Origin of the sequence: Mycobacterium montefiorense (assembly GCF_003112775.1) — a bacterium.
GTDB lineage: Bacteria > Actinomycetota > Actinomycetes > Mycobacteriales > Mycobacteriaceae > Mycobacterium > Mycobacterium montefiorense.
Genome location: NZ_BFCH01000018.1, coordinates 917,484 through 941,092 on the forward strand (window position 1 = coordinate 917,484; position 23,609 = coordinate 941,092).

Consider the following 23,609-nt stretch of genomic DNA (forward strand, 5'->3'; position numbering starts at 1 on the left):
GGCCACAACGCGCCGACATATCCAAGGTACCTGCGGGGCGTGTTCAGAGCTCGAGAAACACCGTTACCGGTCCGTCGTTTACCAATTCGACATGCATATTCGCACCGAAGACGCCGGTCTCGACGTGAGCACCCAACCCGCGCAACGCCTCCGCGAATGCCGCGACCATAGGTTCGGCGACCGTTGCGGGGGCCGCCATGTTCCAGGATGGCCGGCGGCCCTTGGTGGTGTCGGCATAGAGCGTGAACTGGCTGACCACCAGGATCGGCGCACCGACGTCGGCCGCTGATCGTTCGTCGGCGAGAATGCGTAGGTTCCACAGCTTTTCGGCAAGGCGGCGCGCTATGTCGAAGTCATCGCTGTGGGTAACGCCAACAAGTGCCAGCAGCCCCTGGCCGTCGGGCCGAATGGCACCCACCACCTCGCCGTCGATGGACACCGCAGCCGACGAGACCCGTTGCACCAGAACCCGCATGCTTCGATGCTGCCAGGCCGGATGGGTACGCTCGTCAGCGTGTCTGTCCTAGTCGCGTTTTCCGTCACCCCGCTCGGCGTCGGCGAAGGTGTTGGCGAGATCGTTGCCGAAGCGGTTCGGGTGGTGCGTGAATCCGGCTTGCCCAACAAGACGGATTCGATGTTCACCGTGATCGAAGGCGATACCTGGGAGGAAGTCATGACGGTGGTGCAGCGCGCGGTCGAGGCCGTGGCCGCTCGGGCACCGCGCGTCAGCACCGTAATCAAGGCGGATTGGCGGGCCGGTGTCCAGGATGCGATGACGCAGAAAGTCGAGACGGTCGAGCGCCACCTCACCAGCGGATAGCACCGCCCGGCGTTTTCAGCGCACCTGCTCGGCCGCGTCGACTGTGCACTCGACGCCAAAAGCGCACACTCGATGCCGACCGGCTGACCGGGCAGCGCAGGTGCGTAGGCTCAAGCCGGTGAGCGCACGCGCAGGCATCGTCGTCACCGGAACCGAAGTCCTCACCGGACGCGTCCAAGACAGAAACGGCCCGTGGATCGCCGACCGGCTGCTGGAACTGGGCGTCGAGCTGGCCCACATCACCATCTGCGGAGATCGCCCTTCCGACATCGAGGCGCAGCTGCACTTCATGGCCGCCCAAGGTGTGGACCTGATCGTCACCAGCGGCGGACTGGGACCAACGGCCGATGACATGACCGTCGCAGTGGTCTCGCGCTTTTGCGGGCGCAAGCTGGTGCTCGACGAAGAAGTCGAAAGCAAGATCGCCAATATCCTCAAAAGGCTTATGGCGCATTTTGATTCGGAAAGTTTTGACGCGGTCCGCACCGCCAACCGCAAGCAGGCCATGGTTCCCGCCGGCGCCCAGGTGCTCGATCCGGTGGGCACCGCCCCGGGCGTCGTGGTGCCCGGTAAACCCACGGTGATCGTGCTTCCGGGACCCCCGCGCGAACTTCAGCCGATGTGGCACACGGCTATCGAGACTCCCGCGGCGCAGCAAGCGATCGCCGGCCGGACGATCTACCGCCAGGAGACCGTCCGGATGTTCGGGCTGCCCGAGTCCGGGCTGGCTGAAACGCTGCGCGACGCCCAGAATTCCGTCCCCGGATTCGAATCGCTGGAGATCACCACGTGCCTTCGGCGAGGCGAGATTGAGATGGTCACCCGCTACGAGCCGGACGCGGCGGACGTCTACGCTCGACTGACTCAGCTGCTGCGTGAGCGGCACGAACAGCAGCTCTACTCCGAAGACGGATCCCAGGTCGACGATCTGGTCGCCCGACTACTGTCCGGGCGCCGGATAGCCACCGCGGAGTCCTGCACCGCGGGCCTGGTGGCCGCACGACTTACCGACCGGCCGGGGTCGTCGGACTACGTGATGGGCGGCGTGGTGAGCTACTCCAACGACGCGAAGATCCAGCTGCTCGGCGTGGACGCCACACTGATCGACGTGCACGGCGCCGTGTCGGAGCCGGTGGCCGAGGCGATGGCGGCCGGGGCCTTGCAGCGCTTCGACGCCGATACCGTGGTCGCGATCACCGGTATCGCCGGTCCCGGCGGGGGAACTCCGGAAAAGCCGGTTGGAACGGTCTGCTTCACCGTGCGACTTGCCGGGGGCCGCACCGACACCCGGACACTACGTCTTCCGGGCAACCGCTCCGACATCCGGGAACGCTCGACGACGGTCGCGATGCACATGCTGCGACGCGCGTTGAGCGAGCAGGCGCCCCTCTAAGTCACTTCACTTCCGTTGGGAGAAAAGCGCTTTCGGCAGTGCCAAAGCGGATTCCGGTTGCATCCTTGCCGATCAGCGTCAGGAACGCCACCGCGCATAGCACCGGAACGATCGTGACAGCTAGCGCGAACGGATAGCCGTGCGTCTCCGCAAGGCGTTCCTGGATGGGCAGATTGAAGGCGGCGAGCAGATTGCCGAGCTGGTAGGTCACCCCGGGATAGAGGCCGCGGATCGCGTCCGGCGACAACTCGGTCAGGTGTGCGGGAATCACACCCCAGGCCCCCTGCACGCAGACCTGCATCAAAAACGAGCCCAGGCACAACATCGCGGCGGTCCGGGAGAAGGCGAACAGCGGGACGATCGGCAGTCCCAAAATCGCGCAGAAGACCACCGTGTAGCGGCGACTGAATCGTTGCGACATGGAGCCGAAGAACAGCCCGCCGAGAATGGCACCGATGTTATAGACCACCACGATCCACTTGACCGTCACACTGTCCAGACCGGCGCCGTGGTTGGCCGTCGAGCCCAGGAACGTCGGGTAGACGTCCTGCGTGCCGTGGCTCATCCAGTTGAAGGCGGTCATCAGCAGCACCAGGTAGAAGAACCGGCGAACGATCTTGCCGTCGCGCAGCACGTCGGTGACTTTGGTGTTGGTGAGCTTCATCTGATCCTGGGCGGCTTCCCACACCTCGGACTCCTGCACCCGGTAGCGGATGATCAGGCTGATCAGCGCGGGAATGATCGACAGACCGAACAACCAGCGCCAGGACAATCCCAGCCAGTCCATCACCACCAGCGATCCGATACTGGCCAGCAGATAGCCGAAGGCGTAGCCCTCCTGCAGCAGTCCGGAGAAAAAGCCGCGCCGCTCGACGGGGACCTTCTCCATGGCAAGCGCGGCGCCCAGCCCCCATTCCCCGCCCATGCCAAGGCCATACAGCAGCCGCAGGAGCACCAGGACCGTGAAGTTGGGCGCGAATGCGCACAGAAAGCCGACGACCGAGTAGAAGATCACGTCCACCATTAGTGGCGTTCGTCGACCGACCCGATCAGCCCACAGCCCGAAAATCAAGGCGCCCACGGGGCGCATCGCCAGGGTCGCCGTCGTAATGAAGGCGACTTCGGCCTTGCTGTGGTGGAAGGTCTTCGCGATGTCGGCATAGACGAACACGACGATGAAGTAGTCGAAGGCGTCCATCGTCCAGCCGAGCATTGCCGCAATGAACGAATTTCTCTGATCGGCGCTGATCTTTTCTCGTGTCACGAAAGCATCCTGGCGTACGTAGCGTGTTGGCGCGAGCCTGTTCCGCTCTGAAAACGGCAAGAGTAAGTTCCCGACAATGCGAATCATCGATGCCGATGGACACGTCGCCGAAAACTCCTCGCTGGCGATCGAAGCGATCAAACGCTGGCCCGATCGCGTTAAGCCCAGCACCGACAGACGCCTGCGGTTAATGATCGAAGGCCGCAACTACCCGGAGGATCGCGGCCCGGGCGCCGGTTGTCCACCCGAGCACGGAATCAGCAAGTCGCCCAACATCAACTGCTCGTCACCCGATGGCGTGCTCGGTGACGCCGACCGCGATCACATCGACACGATGGTGCTGTACCCGAGTCTTGGGCTGTGCGCACCCAGCCTCGAAGACCCGGAATTCGCCGCGGGATTCGCCCGGCTCTACAACCAATGGATCGCGGATTACTGCGCCTCGTCGGGCGGCAGGTTACGTGGTGTGGCCGTGACGCCGATCGAACACGGGCAGCTGGCCATCGACGTGATGACCGAGGCCAAAGACCTAGGCCTGGTCGCGACTCTGGTCCCGCCGGCGCTGAAGACCCGCAATCTGGACCACCCCGATCTCGACCCGTTCTACGCCGCCGCCGTCGAGCTTGCGATGCCGCTCGGCATTCACGGCGCCCCCGGAATCCATCTGCCGAAGATCGGCGTGGACCGTTTCACCAACTACATCCAGGTGCACTGCATCAGCTTTCCGTTCGACCAGATGACGGCGATGACTGCGATGGTCTCCGGCGGCGTCTTCGAACGCCATCCGCAGTTGCGGGTCGCGTTCCTCGAAGCGGGCGCGGGCTGGGTTCCGTTCTTCATGGACCGCCTGCACGAGCACTACGAGAAGCGGGGGGACTGGGTCGAGCGCGGCTGGCGGCGCGATCCACACGAATACCTGTCCGCAGGCAACATCTGGGTGACCTGCGAACCCGAAGAACCGATCCTGCCCGGCGTGATCGACGTCCTAGGCGCGGACTTCATCATGTTCGCCAGTGACTACCCGCATTGGGACGGCGAATGGCCGGAGAGCACTAAGCACCTGCGAACGCGCGCGGACATCAGCGAAGAGGCGCGCGAAAAGATCGGCGGCCGCAACGCTCAGCGGTTCTACGCCTTGAACTGAGCCTTCCGGTGGCAGGATCGTGCAGCATGGGTCCTTTTCTGCTTCGCGCCACCTTGACGGGCTTTGCCTTATGGATCGTCACCCACTTCGTTCACGGGCTGAGCTTCGTCGGCGGCAAGACACCGCTGGAGAGAGTCGGCATCATCTTCGTCGTCGCCGTGATCTTCGGTCTGGTCAACGCGTTCATCAAACCGATCGTTCAGTTCTTGTCGATCCCGCTGTACATCGTGACCCTCGGTCTCTTCCATGTCGTCGTCAACGCGTTGATGCTCTGGATCACCGCACGGTTCACCGAAAACACCACGCACTGGGGACTGGCGATCAACCACTTCTGGTGGACGGCAATCTGGGCCGCAATCCTGTTGTCCATCGTGAGCTGGCTGCTGTCCCTGGTGATCCGCGACGTCGACCGCCACGCTCGCCGCTGATCCCTCAGCGCGCCAGCCATCGGGGCGGTCGCTTCTCGGCGAAGGCGCGCGGACCTTCCTTGGCGTCCTCCGTCTCGAAAACCCGGTCGCTGTGCCGAGTCTCGTTGTCGTAAGCCGCCTCGAGGTCAAGCGTCAGCCCTTCCACCGCAGACTGTTTGGTCGCGAACACCGCGAGCGGAGCGTTAACCGCGATGCGCTCGGCGTAGTCATAGGCCGTATCGATCAGTCGGTCTGCCGGGACCACCCGATTGAGCAGCCCCATGGCCAGGGCCCGTTGCGCGTCCACCATGTCGGCAGTCAGTAACAGCTCCATCGCCAGGGCATAGGGAATCTGGCGCGGCAGCCGCACGGTGCTGCCGCCACCGGCGAAAAGCCCACGCTTGGGCTCCATCACCGCGAATCGCGCTTCGGGCACGGCGATGCGGATGTCGGTGCAGCCCAACATCTCAAAGCCTCCCGCCACGCAGGTGCCGTTCACCGCCGCGATGATCGGTTTGTACACCGGGAACCGATGGAGCACGGCGTGGATGGCGTCAAGGGCGTCCCACCCGTCGGGTTTGGGAAGGTCGCCGGTCAGTTCCGGAATGAATTTCTTCAGATCCGCCCCGGTGCAGAAATCTCGCCCGACACCGGTGACGACCGCGACCCACGCACCGTCGTCGTCGCGGAAGTCGGCCCATGCGTGCGCCAAATCGCGGAAATGTTCCATATCCAGCGAGTTGCGTGTCTCGGGGCGGTTGATCGTAATAGTGGCAATGTGAGCGTTAAGCGCGTAATCGATGCTCACCGGTGTGCCGCCGTTTCGGTTCGTTGTTGCTACCGTTACTGAAATAGTAAGGGTTTCAGTGTCCTTCGGCCGCGAGCCGGCGCGGGGAAACTGGGCGATTTGTGCAATTTCACGTCGATAAATCTCAATTGCACATATGCTTAGCAACGACGTAAAACCGACGGGGGTCGCTTTGCCGACAACCCTGCCGTCCTTTTCGGGAAAGGGACGGCGTCGCCCGATACTGCCCACGACGACGGGATGTCGCAGAGATGGACACTGCCGCAATTGGATTCTCACGGCCCCACAACGGGTCGTATCTTGGCAATGCGCCAAGCGGTCTGCGCACGGTTACCGAGCGCACCGGTTCCTCGGTGGTCGTCCACGTCGGCGGTGACATCGACGCCAGCAACGAGAGGGCGTGGCAGGACGTGCTGAGTCGCGGTGCCGCGGAAACCGTCGCGCCCGGACCGTTCGTAATCGACGTCTGCGACCTCGATTTCATGGGGTCGTGCGGGTACGCAGCGCTGGCGCACGAGGCGACGCAGTGTCGCCATCGCGGCGTCACGCTGCGGCTGGTCACCTGCCAGCCCATCGTGGCCAGAACCATTGCCGCCTGCGGACTGCGTCCGCTGCTGCCGACATACACAACCGTTGAGACGGCACTGTCTCCGGTCAACGATCAGGGCTGACCAGGCGCATTACCTCGCGCGCACAACCCCAGGACAGCGTCACGCCGTTGCCACCGTGGCCGTAGTTGTGGATGCAACGGGCCCGCCCGAGCGACTCGGCTTCCAGTCGCACCGAAGGCCGATCGGGCCGCAGCCCGGTGATCGTCTCGAGCACCTCGGCCTCGCCAAGCCTCGGTTCGATCCCACGACAACGCGCCAGGATGCGATCGGTGATGTCGGGGTCTGCAGTGGTGTCCCAGCGATCGGGGATGCTGATCCCGCCGCACACCACGCGCTGCGGGTGCGGAAAATAGCAGACCCACTCCGGACCGTTGTTGATCTCTAGAAACGGTTGCCGCAGACCAGGATTGGCGAGGACAACATGCTGGCCGAACAGCGGCCGCACCGTGTCGTCGCCCACCAGCGCCCTTGCGCCGAGGCCGGAACAGTTGATCACGATCGGTGCGGCGTCGGCCGCTTCCGCCAACGACTGGACGGGATGTTCTTCGATCTCGCAGCCGGCCGCGGCAAGTCGCTGCCTCAGATAGTCGAGGTAGTGCGGCATGTCGATCATCGGCAGGGTCGCACGGAACCCGACCTCGAAGCCCGCCGGCAGCTCGGCAGGCTCAGCCGGCCGCAGCTCGGGGATCGATTGCGCGGCAGACGACATCGCCTCGGTCGCGGTCAACTCGCTGACGCTGAGCGCCGGCGACATCTGCACGCCGCTGTCGGGATCGGTGGCCAGTTCGCGAAACACCCCGAGCGAATATTCGGTCCACACCAGGGTTTCCGTAGCGCGTTCGGCTGGCTGCGGCGGAAGCCACACCGCACCGGCAATCACCGAGGTCGTCTGCTTTGGCATTGCCGCGGTCCATACCCGAACCGGCCAGCCCGCCTCGGCCAGACACAGCGCCGAGGTCAGTCCACTGACTCCGGCACCGACGACGACGATCTGTTGCGTACTGAGCACGGACGCCACGCTATCCAAAACGCGGCGATCGGGGACTGCGGCTAGCGGCCGCCGTCCGGCGATCAGGTACCGGGTACCCGCTGTCCGTTCGGCGCGAGCAGCCCGTTGAGAGTGCCGATGATGCCCTGTACCTGGGCGCCTGCGACCGGCCCGGGGACGTCTGGGGGCGGGCTGGCGTCCGGGGTCAGCTGCCAGGGCTGGCAGCCGTCCGTCTTGAACGCCTTGTCCGCCGGGTCGATCCTGACGACCTGCGGCTTTTTGCTGAGCGAGTTATCGATCAGGGCGCCGTCAGGGTTGGACGTGCGTTTCCAGTAACAGGTGCCGTTGCCGATGGGGCCGCCACTGCTGTAAATGCCCGGCACGATGTCGGTACCCACCGCGTAGAGGCCGTCTTTGTCCATGACGGTCTTCGGCTCGCCGGGCGGCGCCGATGACGGTGATGCCGAGGGCGACGCTGCCGGTGCCGGTGACGCCGCCGGCGATGGCGGTGCCGATGACGGCCCCGGTGCCGGTCCCCGTGTGTCGTCCGGATCGGCGCTGGCAACGACTGTGGACGCGGCCCAGCCCGTGACCATCAGACTCGCAGCAGCCAACCTTGCCGCAATAGCTACTCCACCCATAGAAATCGAGGATACCGGGGTCGAGAACCTAATTCACGTCGTTGTGAAATCAGCCGAGCAGCTTCGCCAACGCCTAGGCCAGCCGCCGCACTGTGCCGGCATAGCCGAGCGCATGCTCATACGTGTCGAGGTTGTCCCGCGAAATTTTCGCGTGCACCGCCCGTTCGAGGAAGAAGCGCAGCACCGGGTTGTAGGCGTGATACGTCTCGTGGAACGTCAGCACGGTGGTGCCGTCGGGTTGCTCTTCAAGTTGGTGATAACCCTCGGCACGCGACCACAGCGGGGCACCCACAGCCACATATCGCGACAACTTGTTGAGCTGCGCTTCGGTCACGGTCTCCCAGGAACGCGCCCTACCTCTGGTCAGCAGATATTTGGGCACTTCGAAAATGCAGGTGCGGACCAGGCCCTCGCCGGCTTCGTTGCCCTCGTTCAGGATTTCCATGCTGCCGGTCGGCCACTTGAGCACCCGCGGGCGCGGGGCGTTCGGCGGCGCCGGCGGATGCAGCACTCGCCAGACTTTTTTCGGCGGCGCGTCGACGTGGAATCGCACGGTGTAGGACTGCATCAGCCTTCTCCATCAGCCGGTATCCAACTATTCCAATAGGTGATGGTCTCCGCGGGCGGCCGCGTGGCCGGCCGGAAGTCGGTACCGATCGTGTAAGCGACGGGGAACAGCGCGGCCTGGGTAACGGTGGGTGGGATGCCGAGCAGCTCGGCCACCTCCCGCTCCTTGAACAGATGCATCGTCGTCCACACCGATCCCAGGCCACGGGAGCGAAGCGCCAGCAGAAAGCTCCAACCCGCCGGGATGATCGACGCCCAGGCCGCCGCTGCGATACCGGGTTCCGCGGTCTCGATGCGCTGGGTGAGGCAGGGAATGACGTGCACCGGCACCTGCCCCAACGTTTCGGTCAGGCTCATCGCGCTCTGGTACACCCGCTGTGTCTGCGGGTCCGTCGCGTTGTCAGCCGCGTACGCCAGGTACTGGGAGCCGATGCTTCGGTAGATCTCGGCGATGGCCGCGCGCTTGTCCGCGTCGGTGATCACCAGCCAACGCCAGTCCTGTGTGTTGCTCGCCGTGGGCGCTTGCATCGCCAGCTGGATGCACTCCAGAATCACGTCGCGGCTGACCGGCCGGCTCAGGTCGAGGCGTTTGCGCACCGACCGTGTGGTGCTCAGCAGTTCGTCGACGGTAGCGATGTCCATGGGTTCCCTTCAGATGCTTGGTTAGAGGTCGATGGCGCAGGACTGGTCGACGCCCAGCACCGTCAGGGAGCGTCCCAGGCCGAGGAATACCGCGACGCACAGCGTGAGATCCAGGATCTCCTCGTCGGAGAATGATTCTCGAAGTCGTTGGAAGAATGCGTCATCCATGGACGCATGATCGTTGGCGAAACGCTCGGCGTACTCGATGGCAAGACGCTGGCGCCGCGTGTAGCCCGGGTAGGTGGCATATGCGGCGACGTTGTCGTAAAGCTCGGGTGCCACGCCGGCCTCCAGCACCGACTGGGCGCGGAAGCCCGAGCAGGCGACGCAGTCGTTGATCTGCGCGATCCGCATTCTGGCCAGCTCGCGCTCGTCGGCCGGCAGAATGCTCTCCTGATAGGCGCCGCGGATCATGCGTTCGACCATGCCGCCGAGTTGCGGACGCAGCGACCAGATCATGGCGGCTTCACCACCGGGGCCGTCCGGCACCTCGAGCCTTGCCATGGGAAATCTCCTGCCCGGTAACGACGGTGCCGACTTGAGCAAACCAGATTCTCAACTCGGCTGTCTAGGCCACCGACCGGGCCTAATTGTGCATATGACTAACCCGGTCTGGACGTGCCATACGGCCGGGGTTTACCGTCCGTGAAGCGGCTTGCAGCCCAACGCCGCGAACGGAGGTCTGTGCGTGCTGTTCATGCACGAGCTACACACGGTGCGCGGCCGCAAGGAAGACGACTTCGAGGCGGCGTTCCGCGACGGCTGGATGCCGATACTCGGCAGCGGTGACGACGCTCGATTGCTGTGGTACGCCAACCAGGCGCATGGCAGCGGACCCGCGTACACCGTCGTCACTGTGACGGCCGTCCGCGACGGAGCGGCGTGGGAGCGGCTGACCTTGCGGGTGCAGCAGGGCGACCTTCAGGAGTGGATGCGCGGTCTCGACGAGCTCCGCCACGAGGTGGACGCCAAGCTGCTGATGCCGCTGCCGTGGTCACCACTTGGTGAAGTGCAGTTCGACGAGGTGCCGGTCGACGGGCGAGAGCACGAGATGACCCTCTACATGGAAGACACCATGTGGCCCTACGAGGACAAGTTCGAGGAATACATCGTCCGCTGCGGTGAGGTGTACGCCAGAAGTCTCGAGGAACCGTCCTCGATGCTGACGATGCACGCCGCATTCCAGCCCGCACTCGGCAGCCACGTGCGGCGCGAGGTGATCCTGATGCAGCGCATCAGCAGGCCGGACGCGCTGCTCGACCTGCTTCGCAGCCATATCCCCGCCGAGTACCGCGCGCCGGGCACCTGGATGTACGACGCCCTCGACCTGCGCGATCAGTGGAGTAGCCGGTTGCTGCGCACCTCCGAGTGGTCGCCTCTTTTCTAAGGGGTACTGCGGCCGCGATGAACACCGGGACGATCCATGACGCCGCCGCCAGCGGCGATCCCGCCCGGCCTGCGCTCGTCGTCGGCGAGCGCACCGTCAGCTACGGCGACCTGGCGACGGCAGTGCGGCAGTGCGCGACGGGTCTGGCCGCACACGGTGTCACACCCGGACAGCGCATCGCCGTCGTCGATGGTGGCAGTCTGCTGGCGATTGCCGCCTTGCTCGGCGCGGCGCGCGTCGGCGCAGCGCCGGCGCTGATGAATCCCGCACTGACGCCGCCCGAGTTGCAAGGTCTGCGCACGAATGCCGGCTGCGCCGAGGTGACTGTCGCGGGGGAGCAGTCCGTCGATCGGGTCCGGGAATCGGGTGCCCGCACGGTATTGACGCTCACCGATCTCACGGGTGGCCCCGGGTCGAACTCACCCGCCGTCGACCCCGATCTCGATGCCGCTGACGACCGCGATGCGTTGATTCTATTCACCAGTGGCACAACGGGACTCCCGAAGACCGTCAGTATCACCGAACGTCAGCTCACCAGACGCATCACCGGAATGTCGCGACCCTTCCGGGTGGGCGCGAAACCCTCGGTGAGCATGCTGACCGTTCCGTTGTTCCATGTCGGTGGCGCGCTGGGCGTCCTCGGCAGCTTGTATTCGGGCAACACCGCGGTGATACAGCAGCGATTCGACGCCGGCGAGTGGCTGCGTCTGGTGTCGGAGCACCGCGTCAGCACCACATTCATGGTGCCGACGATGCTGCAGCGGATCCTCGATCATCCCGACTTCGCCGGCACCGATCTGTCGTCCCTGATCGCCATTGCGTACGGGGCCGCGGCCGCGCCGCTGACTCTGGTGCGCAGGGCCATGACTGCACTGCCGCACGTGGGGTTCGCCAACGTATTCGGCCAGACCGAAACCCTGGGCGCTTACACGACTTTGATGCCACAGGATCACCTCGATCCGGCGCGCGCCGCTTCCGTCGGCCGGCCACTACCCGGAGTCGAAGTGCGCGTCGTAGACCCCGACACCGGCAACGACGTCAACGCCGGAGCGGTCGGCGAGTTGTGGGTGAACACGACCCAGAACGTCACCGAAGGCTGGCTGCATACCGGTGACCTCGCCCGCCAAGATGCCGACGGCTATATCTTTCCTAGCGGCCGGCTGAAGGACACAATCAATCGTGGGGGAGAGAAATTCGGACCGATCGAGGTCGAGGAAGCATTGCGTTCACATCCGGCAGTCAGTGATGTTGCGGTCGCCGGGATCGCCGACGACGAGTTGGGCCAACGAGTCGGTGCCGCCGTGGTGGTTTGAAGCCCGGTGACCCTCGACGAGTTGCGGGCCCACTGTCGCGAGTTGATCGCGTACTTCAAGCTCCCCGAGCGATTGACGATCATCGACAGCATCCCCTATAGCGCAACCGGGAAGGTCAACCGCGATCAGCTCGCCACGCTGATCGCGGATGGCGCCTGAACTTAGGAGTCCAAGTGCTGTTTCTGCACGAGACCCACAAAGTGGTGGGTACACGGCAAGACGAGTTCGAGGCTGCCTACCGCGAGGGATGGATGCCCACGCTGGCCACCGAAGACAATGCTCGGCTGCTCTGGTACACCAACCACACGCATGGCACCGGGCCTTCCTACACCGTGGTCACGATCACGGGCATCGCCGATGGCGCATCCTGGGAGAGTCTTGCGCGGCGTACCCAGCGGGGCGATCTGCGGCCGTGGATGCGTGAACTCGACAACCTGCGCCACGAGGTGACGGGCAAGCTGCTGCTGCCGGTGGCGTGGTCCCCGTTGCAGTCGGTCGACCTGGCGACCGTACCTACCGACGCGGGAACACACCCGCTGAGCCTCTTCATGGAAGACACCGGCTGGCCTTCGGCGCCGCTCGACGACTACATCCGCTCCTGGAACGACATCTACTATCGGCCGCTGTCCCAGGCGCCGGCACAAATGCGAATACTGGACATCCAGGCCTGTTTCCAAATCGCACATGGAAGCTATCAACGACGAGAAGCCATGCTGTGGCAGAAGATTGATGACTCCAACAACTACGCGGCACTCGTCCATCTGCTGACCAAAGAGGTGCCGCCCGAGTACCGGGCGCCGGGCAGCTACATGTTCGAAGCCCTTAGGTATCGCGATCAGTGGGAAAGTCGGTTGCTGCGGACGTCGGACTGGTCGCCCCTGTACTGAACGTCACTCCCGACCCAAGATCCGGGCGGCGTCAGCCGCCATCTCGCGCACGATGTCGGCAGCCGGGCGAATGTCGCGAACGAGTCCTATCGCCTCGCCGACGAGCATGGGCGCTGCGTCGAAATCCTGTTCGGCCACCGCCTTTTCGAAGGTGGCCACCGCATCGGGCAAGACCGCCGATAGCTGGTTCTCGTTGCCATGCCAGGTATCGAGGAAGGCGTTCCCCAGCGCTCGCGCGTTGTAGTTGGCGGGCCAATCAAGCTGTCGCACAAGGTCATACACGCGCGTCCGGAAGGTCTGGTCACCGCCGGCCGGGATGGCCCGCTGGTGAGCCCGCGGCGAGACCAACGCCTCCGCGCTGGCCCAGAGCCGAGTGCCGACCAGCGCACCATCGGCACCGAGTGCCAATGCCGCCGCCAGCCCACGGCCATCGGCGACGCCTCCGGCGGCCACGACCAACGTTTCGGGGGAGCCGGCGACGACCAGATCGACGACTTCGGGAACCAGCGTGAAGGTAGACCGGACGGTCATTCCGTGGCCGCCGGCCTCACCGCCCTGCGCCACAATAATTTCGGCGCCGACGTCCAGCGCCTGGCGCGCCTGGTCCAGCTTCTGCACCTGGGCGATCAGCGGAACACCCGCCGCGTGGATTCGCTCGGCGAACGGCCGAATATCGCCGAACGACAACATGATCGCGGCGGGTTGCCGGTCGAGGACCTGTTCGAGTAGCTCAGGCTCTCGAGCCAGGCTCCAAGTGATGAACCCGCAGCCGACCTTCGCGCCGCCGGCTTCGCCGAATTCACTCCGGAGCCAGTCGGCGTTGCCGTACCCACCGCCGATCAGACCAAGGCCGCCACCGGATGCCACCGCGGCCGCGAGCCGACCGCCGGAAGCCATCGCCATCGGCGCGAGCAGGATCGGATGTTCGATACCGAAGAACTCGGTGAGGCGGGTGGACAGCGCGCTGTTCACTGGAGCTGCCCAGTCAGAAACTGAGCCCGGCCATGGCCGAAAGACCAATCTTCGTCGCCATTTTCGGTGATCGACACGATCAGATCGGCCGGATCGAGCCCACACCGTTCGGACAGATTCGACGCCAGCAGCTCGTAGAACCGCTCTTTCATTGCGCGAGCGCGCCGCCTACTCACCACGTGGACCACCACCAGCCGTGCCGAGCGATCGATGCCAAGACCGGTGTCCCAGGCTACGATCTCGTGGTCGGGATGGGTATGCACCACCTGGTAGCGGTCGCGCGGCGGCACCCCGAACGATCCGACAACGGCGTCATGAACGGCGTCCAGCAGCGCCCGAACCTCCGACGGTGTGCGCCCCTCGATCAGGTCGATGTACACAAGCGGCATTTGTTCTCCTCCTCGGTGCGCCTCGGTTACGACATTAGGTCCGTCGGCAGCGGCTGTGAAATTCCTGTCGTCAAGCATCTTTGCTTGTCAGGCATGGGCATGCTGGACGGCGGCCGAGTCGAGTTGCGGCACCTGATAGCGGTTGGGTACTTACGGCTTTCGGTGTGCGTGAACGACGGCACGCGCCGGCGTATCGGACGCCTACGGCGGATTACGCCAGCGGCGCCAAGCCGGAGCGAACCAATTCCAGACTCGCGATCACCAGCTCGCCAAGATCGTCGACGCAACCGTTTCGGCCCCAATGCTCCACTGCCACGACGAGAGCCGCAGCCATGGCAGACCCCGCGACCTCGGCACTCAGATCTAGATTCGGTGCTTTGGGATTACGGTTCCTGATGAAATCGGTCAGCACCGCGGCGAACGAGGATTGCACGACCCGCAAGTGGCCGGCGATGCGTTCCGCACTGATCAACTCGGTGCGGGCCGTCGCGGCCTGGCGGACCACTTCCAGGTCGTGCGGGAAAGCCGCGACGCTCGCCAGCACCGCATCGAATAGCGACTCGGCGGCCGGCCGTTGCGCAAGGGCCTCGGCCAGCCATTCCAGCTGCGTCTCGTAGTCCTGGAACAGCACCGACTCCTTGGTCGGGAAGTGCCGGAAGAAGGTACGTTCCGTAACGCCGGCCTCGCGCGCCAGTTCGGTGACGGTGACGTTCGCAAATCCTTTGTGGGCGAAGCTTTTCAATGCGGCTTGGCGCAACGCCTCATGCGTCGATCGCCGGCGCAGTTCGTGGCGATTGGTCGGCTTACCCGCGAGCACAGTCATTTCGAGCCGATCGTATCGCACCGGGCGTGTCATAACTGACATCTTCCTATTATGTCAGTACTGACATATTCTTGTCACGCACAGACCATCGACGGAGGGCAGGACCAGCACCATGAGCAAGACGGAGTACGACGCGATCGTGGTGGGTGCCGGGCACAACGGGCTGACCGCCGCCGCGATTCTGCAGCGCGCAGGCCTGCGGACGGTGTGTCTGGAAGCCAACACGTACGCGGGAGGCATGGCGGCAACAGTCGAATTGATCGACGGTTTCCGTTATGAGATCGCCGGTTCGGTGCAGTTTCCGACGTGTTCCCAACTCACCAAGGACCTCGGGCTGGACACACTGCCCGCGATAGAGCCCGAAGTCATGTCGATCAACATCGGCGAAAACGGCGAAGAGCCGATGGTCTTCTACCGCGACCCGATGCAGCTGATGACCCACCTGAACGAGAAGCACGGCGTCCAAGCCGTGATGGGTATGGCTGAGCTGATCGGGTGGAGCCAGGCGCCCGCGCGGGCGCTCGGCCGCTTCGACGTGCGCCAGCCACCCAAGACGCTTGACCAGATGTATGCGTGCGCAACCAATGACGCCGAACGCCGAGCGATCCACGAGATGCTGTTCGGGTCGGCAATGGACGTGATCGACCGCTACCTGCCGGACAAGGGCAAGCACGCCGTAATGCGCGGAATGCTGGCATTTTTGGCGGTCAACTCCACCTATCGCGGCCCCTACACACCGGGCAGCGCCGCATGTTTGGCGTTCGCGCTCGCGGTGCCCGACGACAGCACCCCGATGATGACCAAGCTCAAGGGCGGCATCGGCGCACTCACCGAACACCTGCGCGAGCTGTTCGAATCCCACGGCGGCGAGATCCGTTTCCGCACCAAGGCTGAACAGATCCTCGTCGAGAATCAGAAGGTATCCGGCGTGCGACTGCGGGACGGCTCGACGATCTCGGCGCCGATCGTGGTCTCCAACCTGTCGCCCGACATCACGCTCACCGAGCTCATTGCATCCGAACACGTTCCCGCGGAACTAGTCTCACGTGTCTGTGACCGTGACCACCGGGCCTCGTTCGTGCAGCTTCATTTCGCGCTGGACGGGCTGCCCGAATTCGCGCCGCCGTATGAGTTCCTCAACGAAGAGGGCATGCAGCAGTCGGTGGGTATCTTCGGGACACCTGAAGAGCAGCAGCGGCAATGGGAGATATGCCGGCAGGGCATCGTTCCAGACAACCCGTCAATGGGCATGCAGATCCCCTCGGTGCATGACCCCAGCATGGCGCCGCACGGCAAGCATGCCGCGAGTGCGTTCGCCTACGCGTTCCCCGTCGAAGTCGACCGTGACCAGCATGGGCATCTGAAAAACGAGATGGCACAGCGCGTTATCGACAAGATCTCCAAATTCGCACCCAACTTCAAAGACATTGTGATCCGCCATATCACGTTCGCGCCCTACCACATGAACACGATGTTCGGCGCACCCGCCGGCGACTTCTGCCACGGGCTGTTGCACCCGGATTTGATGGGCCCTAACCGTCCCGGCCCGAAAGGCTTCCTCGACATGCCGATTCCGATCGATGGTCTCTACCTGGGCGGCGCGGGATGCCATGGCGGCCCAGGTATTACGTTTACTCCCGGCTACAACGCGGCCTACCAGATTCTGGACGACCGATAGCAGATCAGCCGCCGAAGTTCTAGGGAACCAGGACGACCTTCCCGATATTCTCCCGCGCCGCCAGGATCCGGTGTGCCCTCGGCGCCTCGTCGAACGGGACGGCCGCATGCACGATGGGCGAGATGGTGCCGTCGTGCAGGGCTTCGGTCAGCGGCGCGATCCAGGGCTCCAGCGTGCCGCGGTCGTCCCACAGACGCAGCATGTTCAGGCCGATCACGGCCTTTGACGCCGAGAGCTGGTCCATCAAATTGAAACCACGCAGCATCGACAACACCTGCGGAGCCGCCCTGCGCAGCGAGCGTTTCTCGCCTTCCTGCAGCGACGAAACCCCGTAGCCGACAAGCCTTCCGCCGGGGCGCAGCAATGCATATGAGCGCCGCAGTGAGGTCCCGCCGAGGGCGTCGAGGATCAGATCGTACGGGCCGACGTCCTTCCACCAGCCGTCGCGGCGGTAGTCGATCGCGCGGTCCACGCCGAATTCGCCGAGCTTCTGATGCTTGCCCGGCGAGGCGGTACCGTGCACTTCGGCGCCGGCCGCCTTCGCGAACTGGATGGCCGCCGTGCCAACGCCGCCGGCCGCGGCGTGAATCAACACCCGCTCGCCGCGGCGCAGCGAGCCATAGCCGTGCAGCGCCGCCCAGGCCGTCGCATAGTTGACCGGGACGGCGGCACCCTGCTCGAAGCTCAGCGCGTCGGGTAGGGCCACGGAATCGGTGGCGGCGACGTTGACGATTTCGGCGTAGCCGCCGAATCGCGTTCCGGCCAAGACCCGTTCGCCAACGCGGTTGGCGTCGACGCCTTCGCCGACGGCCGCGATGGTCCCGGCGACCTCGTAGCCGACGATCGCCGGAAGTTTCGGCGCGTCGGGATAGAGCCCGACGCGAGCCAGGTGGTCGGCGAAGTTCACCCCCGCGGCCCGGACCACAACCTGTAGCTGGCCCGGCCCCGGCCCGGGTGGGTCGGGGCGCTGCTGCACCTGCAAGACCGATGGGTCCCCGTGCTTGGTGATGACGACTGCGCGCATCGCGATCCTTTCCTTAAGCTTGTGCCGCCGCCTGGGCGAGGCGGGGGAGTACGACATCACGCCACCCGGGACCCATTCGGTCGAAGGCCTGAGCCATCCTGGTGTCGTCAAGGTCAAAGCCGCTGTGCTCCAAGAATACTCGGGTGTCGGAACCGTCGGGTTCCAAGCGCCAGGTGAGTGTCCAAGCGGGGGTGAAGGTGTAGACGAAGCGGTGCGGCGGATCGACCTCGAGCACCTTACAGGGTTGCTTGCCGTAGCCGGGCATGTCGAGGACAAACTGGTGGCCGACGACCGCGGCTACTTGGCCTTCGGCCCACCAGATCCGCATCAGGTCGGGTTCGGTGAGCAGCCGCCACACCTTCTCCGGGGGCGCGGCCACGAATTGGTCGACAGTGATCGTCGCAGGTGATGGCGTCTGGTTCATTCCAGCTCCGCTGCTACATCGGCCAGCGCGGCCAGCCGTCCGCGCCAGAACTTTTCGAACGGGTGCAGCCACTCGCCGAGTTCGGCAAGTGGCTCCGCGGTCAACCGATAGATACGGCGGCGGCCCTGCGGCTCGTCGGCAACCAGGCCGGCGTCGCGCAGCACCTTGAGGTGCTCGGCGACGGCCGGCCGACTGAGCTCGAACCGGTCACTGAGTTCCCCCGCGGACAGTTGCTGGCGCGTCAGAATCTGCAATAACTCCCGCCGCACCGGATTCGCCAGGGCGAGAAAAACGCGGTCCGAGGTCGCCACGTCGGCACTATATGTCGGGAATTCCCGACACGTCAAGCGCCTGCAACGTAATACCGGCGCGCGCTACGTTTCTCCTATGCGATTCACCTGGGAGCGGCTGACCCCCAGCGTTTATCGCTGCCGGCTTCCGTTCTGCGACGTCACAATTGGCCTGGTGCGCGGACATACTCGAGCATTACTTGTCGATACCGGCAGCACCCTGACCGAGGCGGCCGCGATCGACGAGGACGTCCGGCAGCTCACCGGCGGCCCGGTCACCCATATTGTGTTGACGCACAAGCATTTCGACCATGTACTGGGCTCCTCGCTATTCGCAGAAGCCGACGTCTACTGCGCGCCGGAGGTTGTCGACTACCTGTCGTCGGCGCACGACCAGATTCGCGCCGACGCGCTCAGTTGTGGTGCGGACGCCGCCGAGATCGACCGGGCTATTGCCGCGTTGCGGCCGCCGCAGTGCGGGGTCTACGACGCCATCATCGACCTGGGCGACCGCGTAGTAAGGATCACCCACCCCGGCCGCGGGCACACCACATCGGACTTGATCGTCATTGCGCCGGGGCCGGACGATCACGACGACCGGGTCGTGATATTCACCGGTGACCTCGTCGAAGAGTCCGCCGACCCAGCCATCGATGCCGACTCTGATGTGGCAGCGTGGCCCGCAACGCTGGATCGGGTGCGGGCGATCGGTGGTCGCGCAGCGATCTACGTCCCAGGTCACGGGAAGATCGTCGACGCGGAGTTCATCCGCCGCCAGCGGGCTTGGCTACAACGACGTTCGGGCTAGCCGGCCGCAACCGTGCACGCTGCGATCAGCGCGTCCGGATCGGTCACGCTGAGTACCAACGAGCGCAGCGTCGCCGACCTGAACGGAACTTTCGCCTGGACACCAGGCTCGATCGTCAATGCCACCAGCCCTTTTCCCGAACCGTTGACCAGCCAGCGACCGTTTGAATAGTGCACGCCCGCGGTGAAGGCCCGCTCGTCGGTCGCTTCGGCGCGAGTGATTGACGCGATCGGGATACGGGCGTCAAACGCCCAGCCCATCTTTACGCGCAGAGCCCCGTCTTCGACCCGCACCTCGCTGCTTTTGGGCCCGAGACCCAGCGGCGTGGATAACAGCACATACCAACGCTCGTACCGCAATTCCGTCTGCACCCGACCGACCTTACTCGTAGTTTGCTGGCTGGGATGGATTTATTTTCATCTACCCATCTATGTAGTTTGCTACCTGGGTCACGGACCGCGGCCCGAACCGGCCCGGCGGCGACAGCCTCATCGAAATGTGTTGCTCTGCAATACCTTAGGAGGACGGCAATAGCGGGAATCCGCGCCTCGCCGGGCCCGACCTGCCGCATCGGTGTTCTTTGACCCCGGAGTACGGGGTGTGGCAACAGGTTTGGCCCGGCTCGGTAACCGGTCAATTAACCATGATTGAAATATCGGGTCCGGGGATAGACTCACGTGCAGCGAAATCGTGCTGACAGAGGAGCCTAAGGCCATGGCAATCATCGACGCGGACACCGAGGTCCCCGCACCCTTCGAGCAAGACCTGGAACAACAGACAGCCGCCACGCAGCAATACTTCGATGACCCACGGTTTGCCGGGATCATTCGCCTCTATACGGCCCGCCAAGTAGTAGAGCAACGCGGCACGATACCGACCGACTACACCGTGGCCCGGGAAGCGGCAAAAGCGTTCTATCCGCACCTGCGCGCGCTTTTCGCGGCGAAGAAAAGCATCACCACCTTCGGGCCGTACTCACCCGGACAGGCGGTGAGCATGAAACGGATGGGCATCGAAGGGATCTATCTGGGCGGTTGGGCAACCTCCGCCAAAGGGTCCACCACTGAGGATCCCGGGCCCGACCTCGCCAGTTACCCGCTGAGCCAGGTGCCCGAAGATGCCGCGGTGCTGGTGCGTGCGCTTCTCACCGCGGACCGCAACCAGCGTTACCAGCGGCTGCAGATGAGCGAACAGCAGCGCGCCACAGCCAAGCAGTATGACTTCCGGCCGTTCATCATCGCCGACGCGGACACTGGTCACGGCGGTGATCCGCACGTGCGCAACCTGATCCGCCGCTTCGTCGAAGTCGGCGTGCCCGGCTACCACATCGAAGACCAGCGCCCGGGTACCAAGAAGTGTGGTCATCAGGGCGGCAAGGTTCTGGTTCCGTCCGACGAACAGATCAAGCGCCTCAACGCCGCGCGCTTCCAGCTTGACGTCATGGGTGTGCCGGGCATCATCGTCGCGCGCACCGACGCCGAGGCGGCCAACCTGATCGACAGCAATTCCGACGAGCGCGACCAGGCGTTCCTGCTCGGAGCCACCAACCTGGACATTCCGTCCTACAAGAGCTGTTTCCTGGCGCTGATGCGGCGATTCCACGAGCTGGGCGTCAAGGGGCTCAACGGACATCTTCTGTATGCCCTCGCCGATAGCGAGTACGGCATCGCGACGGCGTGGCTGGAGCGGCAAGGCATCCTGGGCCTGGTCTCCGAAGCCGTCAACCAGTGGCGCGAGAACGGACAAGGCTCGATCGACGACCTGTTCGACCAGGCCGAATCGCGGTTCGTGGCCGCCTGGGAGGACGACGCCGGGCTGATGACCTATAGCGACGCCGTGGCGGACGTGCTGGCGTTCGGCGAAAGCGAAGGCGAGCCGGCGAGCATGAGTCCCGATGAGTGGCGCCAATTCGCCGTGCGCACGTCGCACTACGCCGCCCGCGGCAAGGCGCGAGAGTTGGGCGCCGCCCCACAATGGAGCCCGGAGCTGGCAAGGACCCCGGAAGGTTACTACCAGGTCCGCGGCGGCATTCCGTACGCGATCGCAAAGTCACTCGCGGCGGCGCCGTTCGCCGACATCCTCTGGATGGAGACCAAGACCGCGGATCTGGCCGATGCCAAGGAGTTCGCCGACGCGATCCACGCCGAGTTCCCCGACCAGATGCTGGCCTACAACCTGTCACCGTCATTCAACTGGGACACCACCGGGATGACCGACGAGGAAATGAAGCAGTTCCCCGTGGAACTCGGCAAGATGGGCTTCGTCTTCAACTTCATCACCTACGGCGGACATCAGATCGACGGTGTGGCCGCCGAGGAGTTCGCCACCAACCTCAGACAGGACGGCATGCTCGCGCTGGCCCGCTTGCAGCGCAAGATGCGCCTGGTCGAGTCGCCCTACCGGACGCCGCAGACTCTGGTCGGTGGTCCCCGCAGCGACGCCGCGTTGGCCGCCTCCTCGGGCCGCACCGCGACCACGAAGGCGATGGGCAAAGGCTCGACCCAGCACCAGCACTTGGTGCAGACCGAGGTGCCCAAAAAGCTGCTGGAGGAGTGGCTGGCGCTGTGGAGCGAGCACTACCAGCTCGGCGAGAGACTCCGTGTGACGCTGCGGCCCCGCCGCGCCGGCTCGGACGTGCTCGAACTCGGCATCTACGGCAGCGACGACGACCCGCTGGCCAACGTCGTGGTCGATCCGATCAAGGACCGGCACGGCCGCAGCATCCTGCAGGTGCGCGACCAGAACACGTTCGCCGAGAAGCTGCGCCAGAAGCGGCTGATGACTTTGATCCACCTGTGGCTGGTACACCGCTTCAAGGCCGACGCCGTCTACTACGTGACGCCCACCGAGGACAACCTGTATCAGACCGAGAAGATGAAGTCCCACGGCATCTTCACCGAGGTCTACCCGGAGGTCGGCGAGATCATCGTCGCCGAGGTGAACAAGCCACGCATCGCCGAGCTGCTGACAGCCGACCGGGTAGCGCTGCGGAAGCTGATCACCAAGGACGGCTAGTCTTCGCAGCCATCCAGTCCATGAAACTGGTTGGCTGCCCTAGTCTTTCGTTGCGTCGTGGCTATGAGCACCGCGATGTGGCCACTTTGTGGCGCCGCCGTGCGGCGGGTTTGCTGATCGCGGTACTCAACAAGCCGCCGGATGCCCACCACTCGTGCAGGCCAATGACGTATACCCGTCGGGTTGGGTTCCCTGGGCCTGTTAGACATCCCAGGTAAACCTCATAAACCCTGGCGCCCAGCTCTCGAAAGCCATCACATTTTAGATCCCTAGGCGAATTATTCTTCCAGCAACTATTGCACAAGTGTATGATTTAGCCATCGGCGAAGTTAGCGCCCAATGGACACCCCGACAGAGAGGACAGACCGATGAAGTCTCAGACCAAAATGACCATCACCACCTTCGGCGCAGCTGCGGCACTGGCTTTCGCCGTCGGCTTCGGCGGTCTCGGTGCCAGCCCGGCCGCGGCGGCACCGGCACCGGCAACTCACGCGCCCTCGAGCGTCACGCCAGCGAACGCGTCGGCGCCCGGCAGTATCCACCAGGCCGTCCTCATCGCCTGCATCTCTGGACTCAACTGCTAGACCGCCGCACGCACACACGTGCTTATCGATGGCCCATCTCCACCCCGAGATGGGCCATCGTCATGTCCAGGCCGATGCGCGGTTTGCGGACGACGCGAGTGGGTACGAACCAAGGAGTTTGCAGGAGAGTCGGAGAGAGTGGGGAGTCTGATGAGATCGGAAGCTCGGACGGCGGCTGCGGTTTTCGGCGGTGCAGCCATGCTCGTGCTGGCGGTTGGGTGCGGCGGCAGCAGCAATAAGGCACCCAGCAGCACGACAACGACAACCACCACAACCACCTCGACGTCCAGCGTCGCGCCCTCCACTGCCCCGGACACCGGCGGTCCGAGCGGCAGCGGCGGGCCCGGCGGCGGCGGTGGCACGGTCCCCGGCGGCCCCACTGGCGGCGGCGGACCCGGTGGCGGCGGCGGCAGCATTCCCGGCGGCCCGACCGGCGGCGGCGGACCCGGCGGCGGCAGCGGCAACATCCCGGGCGTCGGTGGCGGTGGTGGCGGACCCGGCGGCGGCGGTGGCTGCGTCGGCAACATCTGCGGCCACAGCTGATCGCGCCCTCGCGACAAATATGTGCTCGCGGTAGCCGAGGGGCCGGATAGATCTGGTCCCTCGGCTACCCAGCAGCGCGGTCGAGACGAATAACGACGCGGTCGAGACGATCGGCGAGGTCAAGGCCGCTGACCCTCCCTGAGCCTTGCCAGCTTGAGTTATGGTTCTCCGCAACTCGACTGGAAGG

At 64.7% G+C, this 23,609-nt stretch carries 29 protein-coding genes; 14 read left to right on the top strand and 15 right to left on the bottom strand.

What is annotated here, in order from left to right:
- Positions 1–43: 43 nt before the first annotated feature.
- Positions 44–475 (bottom strand): D-aminoacyl-tRNA deacylase, encoded by a 432-nt coding sequence (gene dtd, locus DB708_RS16710; RefSeq protein ID WP_108923643.1) that lies wholly within the window; start codon positions 473–475, stop codon positions 44–46.
- A 39-nt stretch (positions 476–514) separates the two neighbouring features.
- Here dtd and DB708_RS16715 point away from each other — a divergent pair, with 39 nt between their 5' ends.
- Both DB708_RS16715 and DB708_RS16720 read left to right on the top strand, forming a co-directional pair.
- Positions 515–820, top strand: a complete 306-nt coding sequence (locus tag DB708_RS16715) for an MTH1187 family thiamine-binding protein (RefSeq protein WP_108924357.1) — start codon at positions 515–517, stop codon at positions 818–820.
- Between the two features lie 118 nt (positions 821–938).
- The gene (locus DB708_RS16720) at positions 939–2,213 is read left to right on the top strand and encodes a competence/damage-inducible protein A (protein ID WP_108923645.1); all 1,275 of its coding nucleotides are present in this window, start codon (positions 939–941) and stop codon (positions 2,211–2,213) included.
- A gap of 1 nt (position 2,214) precedes the next feature.
- Here the strand turns inward: DB708_RS16720 and DB708_RS16725 are convergent, their stop codons facing one another.
- Entirely contained in the window at positions 2,215–3,426 is a 1,212-nt protein-coding gene (locus tag DB708_RS16725) for an MFS transporter (protein ID WP_409347613.1), read from the bottom strand.
- A 127-nt stretch (positions 3,427–3,553) separates the two neighbouring features.
- Between DB708_RS16725 and DB708_RS16730 the strand changes: the two genes are divergently transcribed.
- Together DB708_RS16730 and DB708_RS16735 are read left to right on the top strand one after the other, a co-directional pair.
- Positions 3,554–4,621 carry an amidohydrolase family protein gene (locus DB708_RS16730; RefSeq protein ID WP_108923647.1) on the top strand — a complete coding sequence of 356 codons (1,068 nt, stop codon included), beginning with the start codon at positions 3,554–3,556 and terminating at the stop codon, positions 4,619–4,621.
- Between the two features lie 26 nt (positions 4,622–4,647).
- Positions 4,648–5,049, top strand: coding sequence for a phage holin family protein (locus DB708_RS16735; RefSeq protein WP_165839839.1), 402 nt, complete (start codon positions 4,648–4,650; stop codon positions 5,047–5,049).
- A 4-nt stretch (positions 5,050–5,053) separates the two neighbouring features.
- On the opposite strand, the gene DB708_RS16740 is transcribed toward DB708_RS16735, so the two are convergent.
- Positions 5,054–6,067, bottom strand: a complete 1,014-nt coding sequence (locus DB708_RS16740; protein WP_235616792.1) for an enoyl-CoA hydratase/isomerase family protein — start codon at positions 6,065–6,067, stop codon at positions 5,054–5,056.
- Between the two features lie 20 nt (positions 6,068–6,087).
- Here DB708_RS16740 and DB708_RS16745 point away from each other — a divergent pair, with 20 nt between their 5' ends.
- Positions 6,088–6,507 carry an anti-sigma factor antagonist gene (locus DB708_RS16745; protein ID WP_108923653.1) on the top strand — a complete coding sequence of 140 codons (420 nt, stop codon included), beginning with the start codon at positions 6,088–6,090 and terminating at the stop codon, positions 6,505–6,507.
- Here DB708_RS16745 and DB708_RS16750 read toward each other — a convergent pair.
- The 5 genes from DB708_RS16750 to DB708_RS16770 all read right to left on the bottom strand — a co-directional run bounded on the left by DB708_RS16750 (position 6,491) and on the right by DB708_RS16770 (position 9,789).
- On the bottom strand, positions 6,491–7,456 hold the full coding sequence (locus DB708_RS16750; RefSeq protein ID WP_108924359.1) for an FAD-dependent oxidoreductase: 966 nt from the start codon (positions 7,454–7,456) through the stop codon (positions 6,491–6,493). The two genes, DB708_RS16745 and DB708_RS16750, sit on opposite strands and share 17 nt — an antisense overlap.
- 62 nt (positions 7,457–7,518) lie before the next feature.
- The gene (locus DB708_RS16755) at positions 7,519–8,076 is read right to left on the bottom strand and encodes a hypothetical protein (protein WP_108923654.1); all 558 of its coding nucleotides are present in this window, start codon (positions 8,074–8,076) and stop codon (positions 7,519–7,521) included.
- A gap of 73 nt (positions 8,077–8,149) precedes the next feature.
- Positions 8,150–8,644: an SRPBCC family protein gene (locus DB708_RS16760; RefSeq protein WP_108923656.1), complete on the bottom strand. Its 495-nt coding sequence runs from the start codon at positions 8,642–8,644 to the stop codon at positions 8,150–8,152.
- Positions 8,644–9,285, bottom strand: coding sequence for a nitroreductase family protein (locus DB708_RS16765; protein WP_108923658.1), 642 nt, complete (start codon positions 9,283–9,285; stop codon positions 8,644–8,646). The genes DB708_RS16760 and DB708_RS16765 overlap by 1 nt, the downstream gene beginning before the upstream one ends.
- A 21-nt stretch (positions 9,286–9,306) precedes the next feature.
- Positions 9,307–9,789 (bottom strand): carboxymuconolactone decarboxylase family protein, encoded by a 483-nt coding sequence (locus tag DB708_RS16770; RefSeq protein ID WP_108923660.1) that lies wholly within the window; start codon positions 9,787–9,789, stop codon positions 9,307–9,309.
- A 193-nt stretch (positions 9,790–9,982) separates the two neighbouring features.
- Between DB708_RS16770 and DB708_RS16775 the strand changes: the two genes are divergently transcribed.
- The 4 genes from DB708_RS16775 to DB708_RS16785 are packed head-to-tail and all read left to right on the top strand — an operon-like array spanning position 9,983 to position 12,872.
- On the top strand, positions 9,983–10,672 hold the full coding sequence (locus tag DB708_RS16775) for a hypothetical protein (protein ID WP_235616834.1): 690 nt from the start codon (positions 9,983–9,985) through the stop codon (positions 10,670–10,672).
- A 17-nt stretch (positions 10,673–10,689) separates the two neighbouring features.
- Positions 10,690–11,985 (top strand): class I adenylate-forming enzyme family protein, encoded by a 1,296-nt coding sequence (locus DB708_RS16780; protein WP_235616793.1) that lies wholly within the window; start codon positions 10,690–10,692, stop codon positions 11,983–11,985.
- Positions 11,986–11,991: 6 nt separating this feature from the next.
- The gene (locus tag DB708_RS27745) at positions 11,992–12,144 is read left to right on the top strand and encodes a hypothetical protein (RefSeq protein WP_235616794.1); all 153 of its coding nucleotides are present in this window, start codon (positions 11,992–11,994) and stop codon (positions 12,142–12,144) included.
- A gap of 14 nt (positions 12,145–12,158) precedes the next feature.
- A complete protein-coding gene (locus tag DB708_RS16785; RefSeq protein WP_108923662.1) occupies positions 12,159–12,872 on the top strand; it encodes a hypothetical protein in 714 nt (237 codons plus the stop codon).
- 3 nt (positions 12,873–12,875) lie between these two features.
- Here the strand turns inward: DB708_RS16785 and DB708_RS16790 are convergent, their stop codons facing one another.
- The 3 genes from DB708_RS16790 to DB708_RS16800 all read right to left on the bottom strand — a co-directional run bounded on the left by DB708_RS16790 (position 12,876) and on the right by DB708_RS16800 (position 15,056).
- Positions 12,876–13,844: an NAD(P)H-dependent flavin oxidoreductase gene (locus DB708_RS16790; protein WP_261859459.1), complete on the bottom strand. Its 969-nt coding sequence runs from the start codon at positions 13,842–13,844 to the stop codon at positions 12,876–12,878.
- On the bottom strand, positions 13,841–14,233 hold the full coding sequence (locus DB708_RS16795) for a tautomerase family protein (protein ID WP_108923664.1): 393 nt from the start codon (positions 14,231–14,233) through the stop codon (positions 13,841–13,843). Before DB708_RS16795 ends, DB708_RS16790 begins: the two co-directional genes overlap by 4 nt.
- A gap of 211 nt (positions 14,234–14,444) precedes the next feature.
- A complete protein-coding gene (locus tag DB708_RS16800; RefSeq protein ID WP_108924361.1) occupies positions 14,445–15,056 on the bottom strand; it encodes a TetR/AcrR family transcriptional regulator in 612 nt (203 codons plus the stop codon).
- Positions 15,057–15,168: 112 nt separating this feature from the next.
- On the opposite strand from DB708_RS16800, the gene DB708_RS16805 reads away from it, so the two are divergent.
- Positions 15,169–16,734, top strand: coding sequence for a phytoene desaturase family protein (locus DB708_RS16805; RefSeq protein WP_108923666.1), 1,566 nt, complete (start codon positions 15,169–15,171; stop codon positions 16,732–16,734).
- Between the two features lie 19 nt (positions 16,735–16,753).
- Here the strand turns inward: DB708_RS16805 and DB708_RS16810 are convergent, their stop codons facing one another.
- The 3 genes from DB708_RS16810 to DB708_RS16820 are packed head-to-tail and all read right to left on the bottom strand — an operon-like array spanning position 16,754 to position 18,493.
- On the bottom strand, positions 16,754–17,758 hold the full coding sequence (locus DB708_RS16810; protein ID WP_108923668.1) for a zinc-binding dehydrogenase: 1,005 nt from the start codon (positions 17,756–17,758) through the stop codon (positions 16,754–16,756).
- Between the two features lie 13 nt (positions 17,759–17,771).
- On the bottom strand, positions 17,772–18,182 hold the full coding sequence (locus DB708_RS16815; RefSeq protein WP_108923670.1) for an SRPBCC family protein: 411 nt from the start codon (positions 18,180–18,182) through the stop codon (positions 17,772–17,774).
- Positions 18,179–18,493 carry an ArsR/SmtB family transcription factor gene (locus tag DB708_RS16820; RefSeq protein ID WP_108923672.1) on the bottom strand — a complete coding sequence of 105 codons (315 nt, stop codon included), beginning with the start codon at positions 18,491–18,493 and terminating at the stop codon, positions 18,179–18,181. Before DB708_RS16820 ends, DB708_RS16815 begins: the two co-directional genes overlap by 4 nt.
- A gap of 76 nt (positions 18,494–18,569) precedes the next feature.
- On the opposite strand from DB708_RS16820, the gene DB708_RS16825 reads away from it, so the two are divergent.
- Positions 18,570–19,280: an MBL fold metallo-hydrolase gene (locus DB708_RS16825; RefSeq protein WP_108923674.1), complete on the top strand. Its 711-nt coding sequence runs from the start codon at positions 18,570–18,572 to the stop codon at positions 19,278–19,280.
- Here DB708_RS16825 and DB708_RS16830 read toward each other — a convergent pair.
- Positions 19,277–19,651 (bottom strand): hypothetical protein, encoded by a 375-nt coding sequence (locus tag DB708_RS16830; protein WP_108923675.1) that lies wholly within the window; start codon positions 19,649–19,651, stop codon positions 19,277–19,279. The genes DB708_RS16825 and DB708_RS16830 overlap by 4 nt on opposite strands.
- Positions 19,652–19,994: 343 nt before the next feature.
- Between DB708_RS16830 and aceA the strand changes: the two genes are divergently transcribed.
- The 3 genes from aceA (at position 19,995) to DB708_RS27315 (ending at position 23,422) form a co-directional block, all read left to right on the top strand.
- Positions 19,995–22,295, top strand: a complete 2,301-nt coding sequence (gene aceA, locus DB708_RS16835; protein ID WP_108923677.1) for an isocitrate lyase ICL2 — start codon at positions 19,995–19,997, stop codon at positions 22,293–22,295.
- A gap of 368 nt (positions 22,296–22,663) precedes the next feature.
- A complete protein-coding gene (locus DB708_RS16840; protein WP_108923679.1) occupies positions 22,664–22,879 on the top strand; it encodes a hypothetical protein in 216 nt (71 codons plus the stop codon).
- A gap of 150 nt (positions 22,880–23,029) precedes the next feature.
- Positions 23,030–23,422: a hypothetical protein gene (locus tag DB708_RS27315; RefSeq protein ID WP_165839840.1), complete on the top strand. Its 393-nt coding sequence runs from the start codon at positions 23,030–23,032 to the stop codon at positions 23,420–23,422.
- The last annotated feature ends 187 nt before the right edge of the window (positions 23,423–23,609 follow it).

Coding starts and splice junctions, on each gene's coding strand:
- dtd (WP_108923643.1), bottom strand. CDS start 475: ATGCGGGTTCTGGTGCAACGGGTCTCGTCGGCTGCGGTGTCCATCGAC.
- DB708_RS16725 (WP_409347613.1), bottom strand. CDS start 3,426: ATGCTCGGCTGGACGATGGACGCCTTCGACTACTTCATCGTCGTGTTC.
- DB708_RS16730 (WP_108923647.1), top strand. CDS start 3,554: ATGCGAATCATCGATGCCGATGGACACGTCGCCGAAAACTCCTCGCTG.
- DB708_RS16735 (WP_165839839.1), top strand. CDS start 4,648: ATGGGTCCTTTTCTGCTTCGCGCCACCTTGACGGGCTTTGCCTTATGG.
- DB708_RS16745 (WP_108923653.1), top strand. CDS start 6,088: ATGGACACTGCCGCAATTGGATTCTCACGGCCCCACAACGGGTCGTAT.
- DB708_RS16755 (WP_108923654.1), bottom strand. CDS start 8,076: ATGGGTGGAGTAGCTATTGCGGCAAGGTTGGCTGCTGCGAGTCTGATG.
- DB708_RS16760 (WP_108923656.1), bottom strand. CDS start 8,644: ATGCAGTCCTACACCGTGCGATTCCACGTCGACGCGCCGCCGAAAAAA.
- DB708_RS16765 (WP_108923658.1), bottom strand. CDS start 9,285: ATGGACATCGCTACCGTCGACGAACTGCTGAGCACCACACGGTCGGTG.
- DB708_RS16770 (WP_108923660.1), bottom strand. CDS start 9,789: ATGGCAAGGCTCGAGGTGCCGGACGGCCCCGGTGGTGAAGCCGCCATG.
- DB708_RS16775 (WP_235616834.1), top strand. CDS start 9,983: ATGCACGAGCTACACACGGTGCGCGGCCGCAAGGAAGACGACTTCGAG.
- DB708_RS16780 (WP_235616793.1), top strand. CDS start 10,690: ATGAACACCGGGACGATCCATGACGCCGCCGCCAGCGGCGATCCCGCC.
- DB708_RS16795 (WP_108923664.1), bottom strand. CDS start 14,233: ATGCCGCTTGTGTACATCGACCTGATCGAGGGGCGCACACCGTCGGAG.
- DB708_RS16800 (WP_108924361.1), bottom strand. CDS start 15,056: ATGACTGTGCTCGCGGGTAAGCCGACCAATCGCCACGAACTGCGCCGG.
- DB708_RS16805 (WP_108923666.1), top strand. CDS start 15,169: ATGAGCAAGACGGAGTACGACGCGATCGTGGTGGGTGCCGGGCACAAC.
- DB708_RS16810 (WP_108923668.1), bottom strand. CDS start 17,758: ATGCGCGCAGTCGTCATCACCAAGCACGGGGACCCATCGGTCTTGCAG.
- DB708_RS16815 (WP_108923670.1), bottom strand. CDS start 18,182: ATGAACCAGACGCCATCACCTGCGACGATCACTGTCGACCAATTCGTG.
- DB708_RS16825 (WP_108923674.1), top strand. CDS start 18,570: ATGCGATTCACCTGGGAGCGGCTGACCCCCAGCGTTTATCGCTGCCGG.
- aceA (WP_108923677.1), top strand. CDS start 19,995: ATGGCAATCATCGACGCGGACACCGAGGTCCCCGCACCCTTCGAGCAA.
- DB708_RS16840 (WP_108923679.1), top strand. CDS start 22,664: ATGAAGTCTCAGACCAAAATGACCATCACCACCTTCGGCGCAGCTGCG.
- DB708_RS27315 (WP_165839840.1), top strand. CDS start 23,030: ATGAGATCGGAAGCTCGGACGGCGGCTGCGGTTTTCGGCGGTGCAGCC.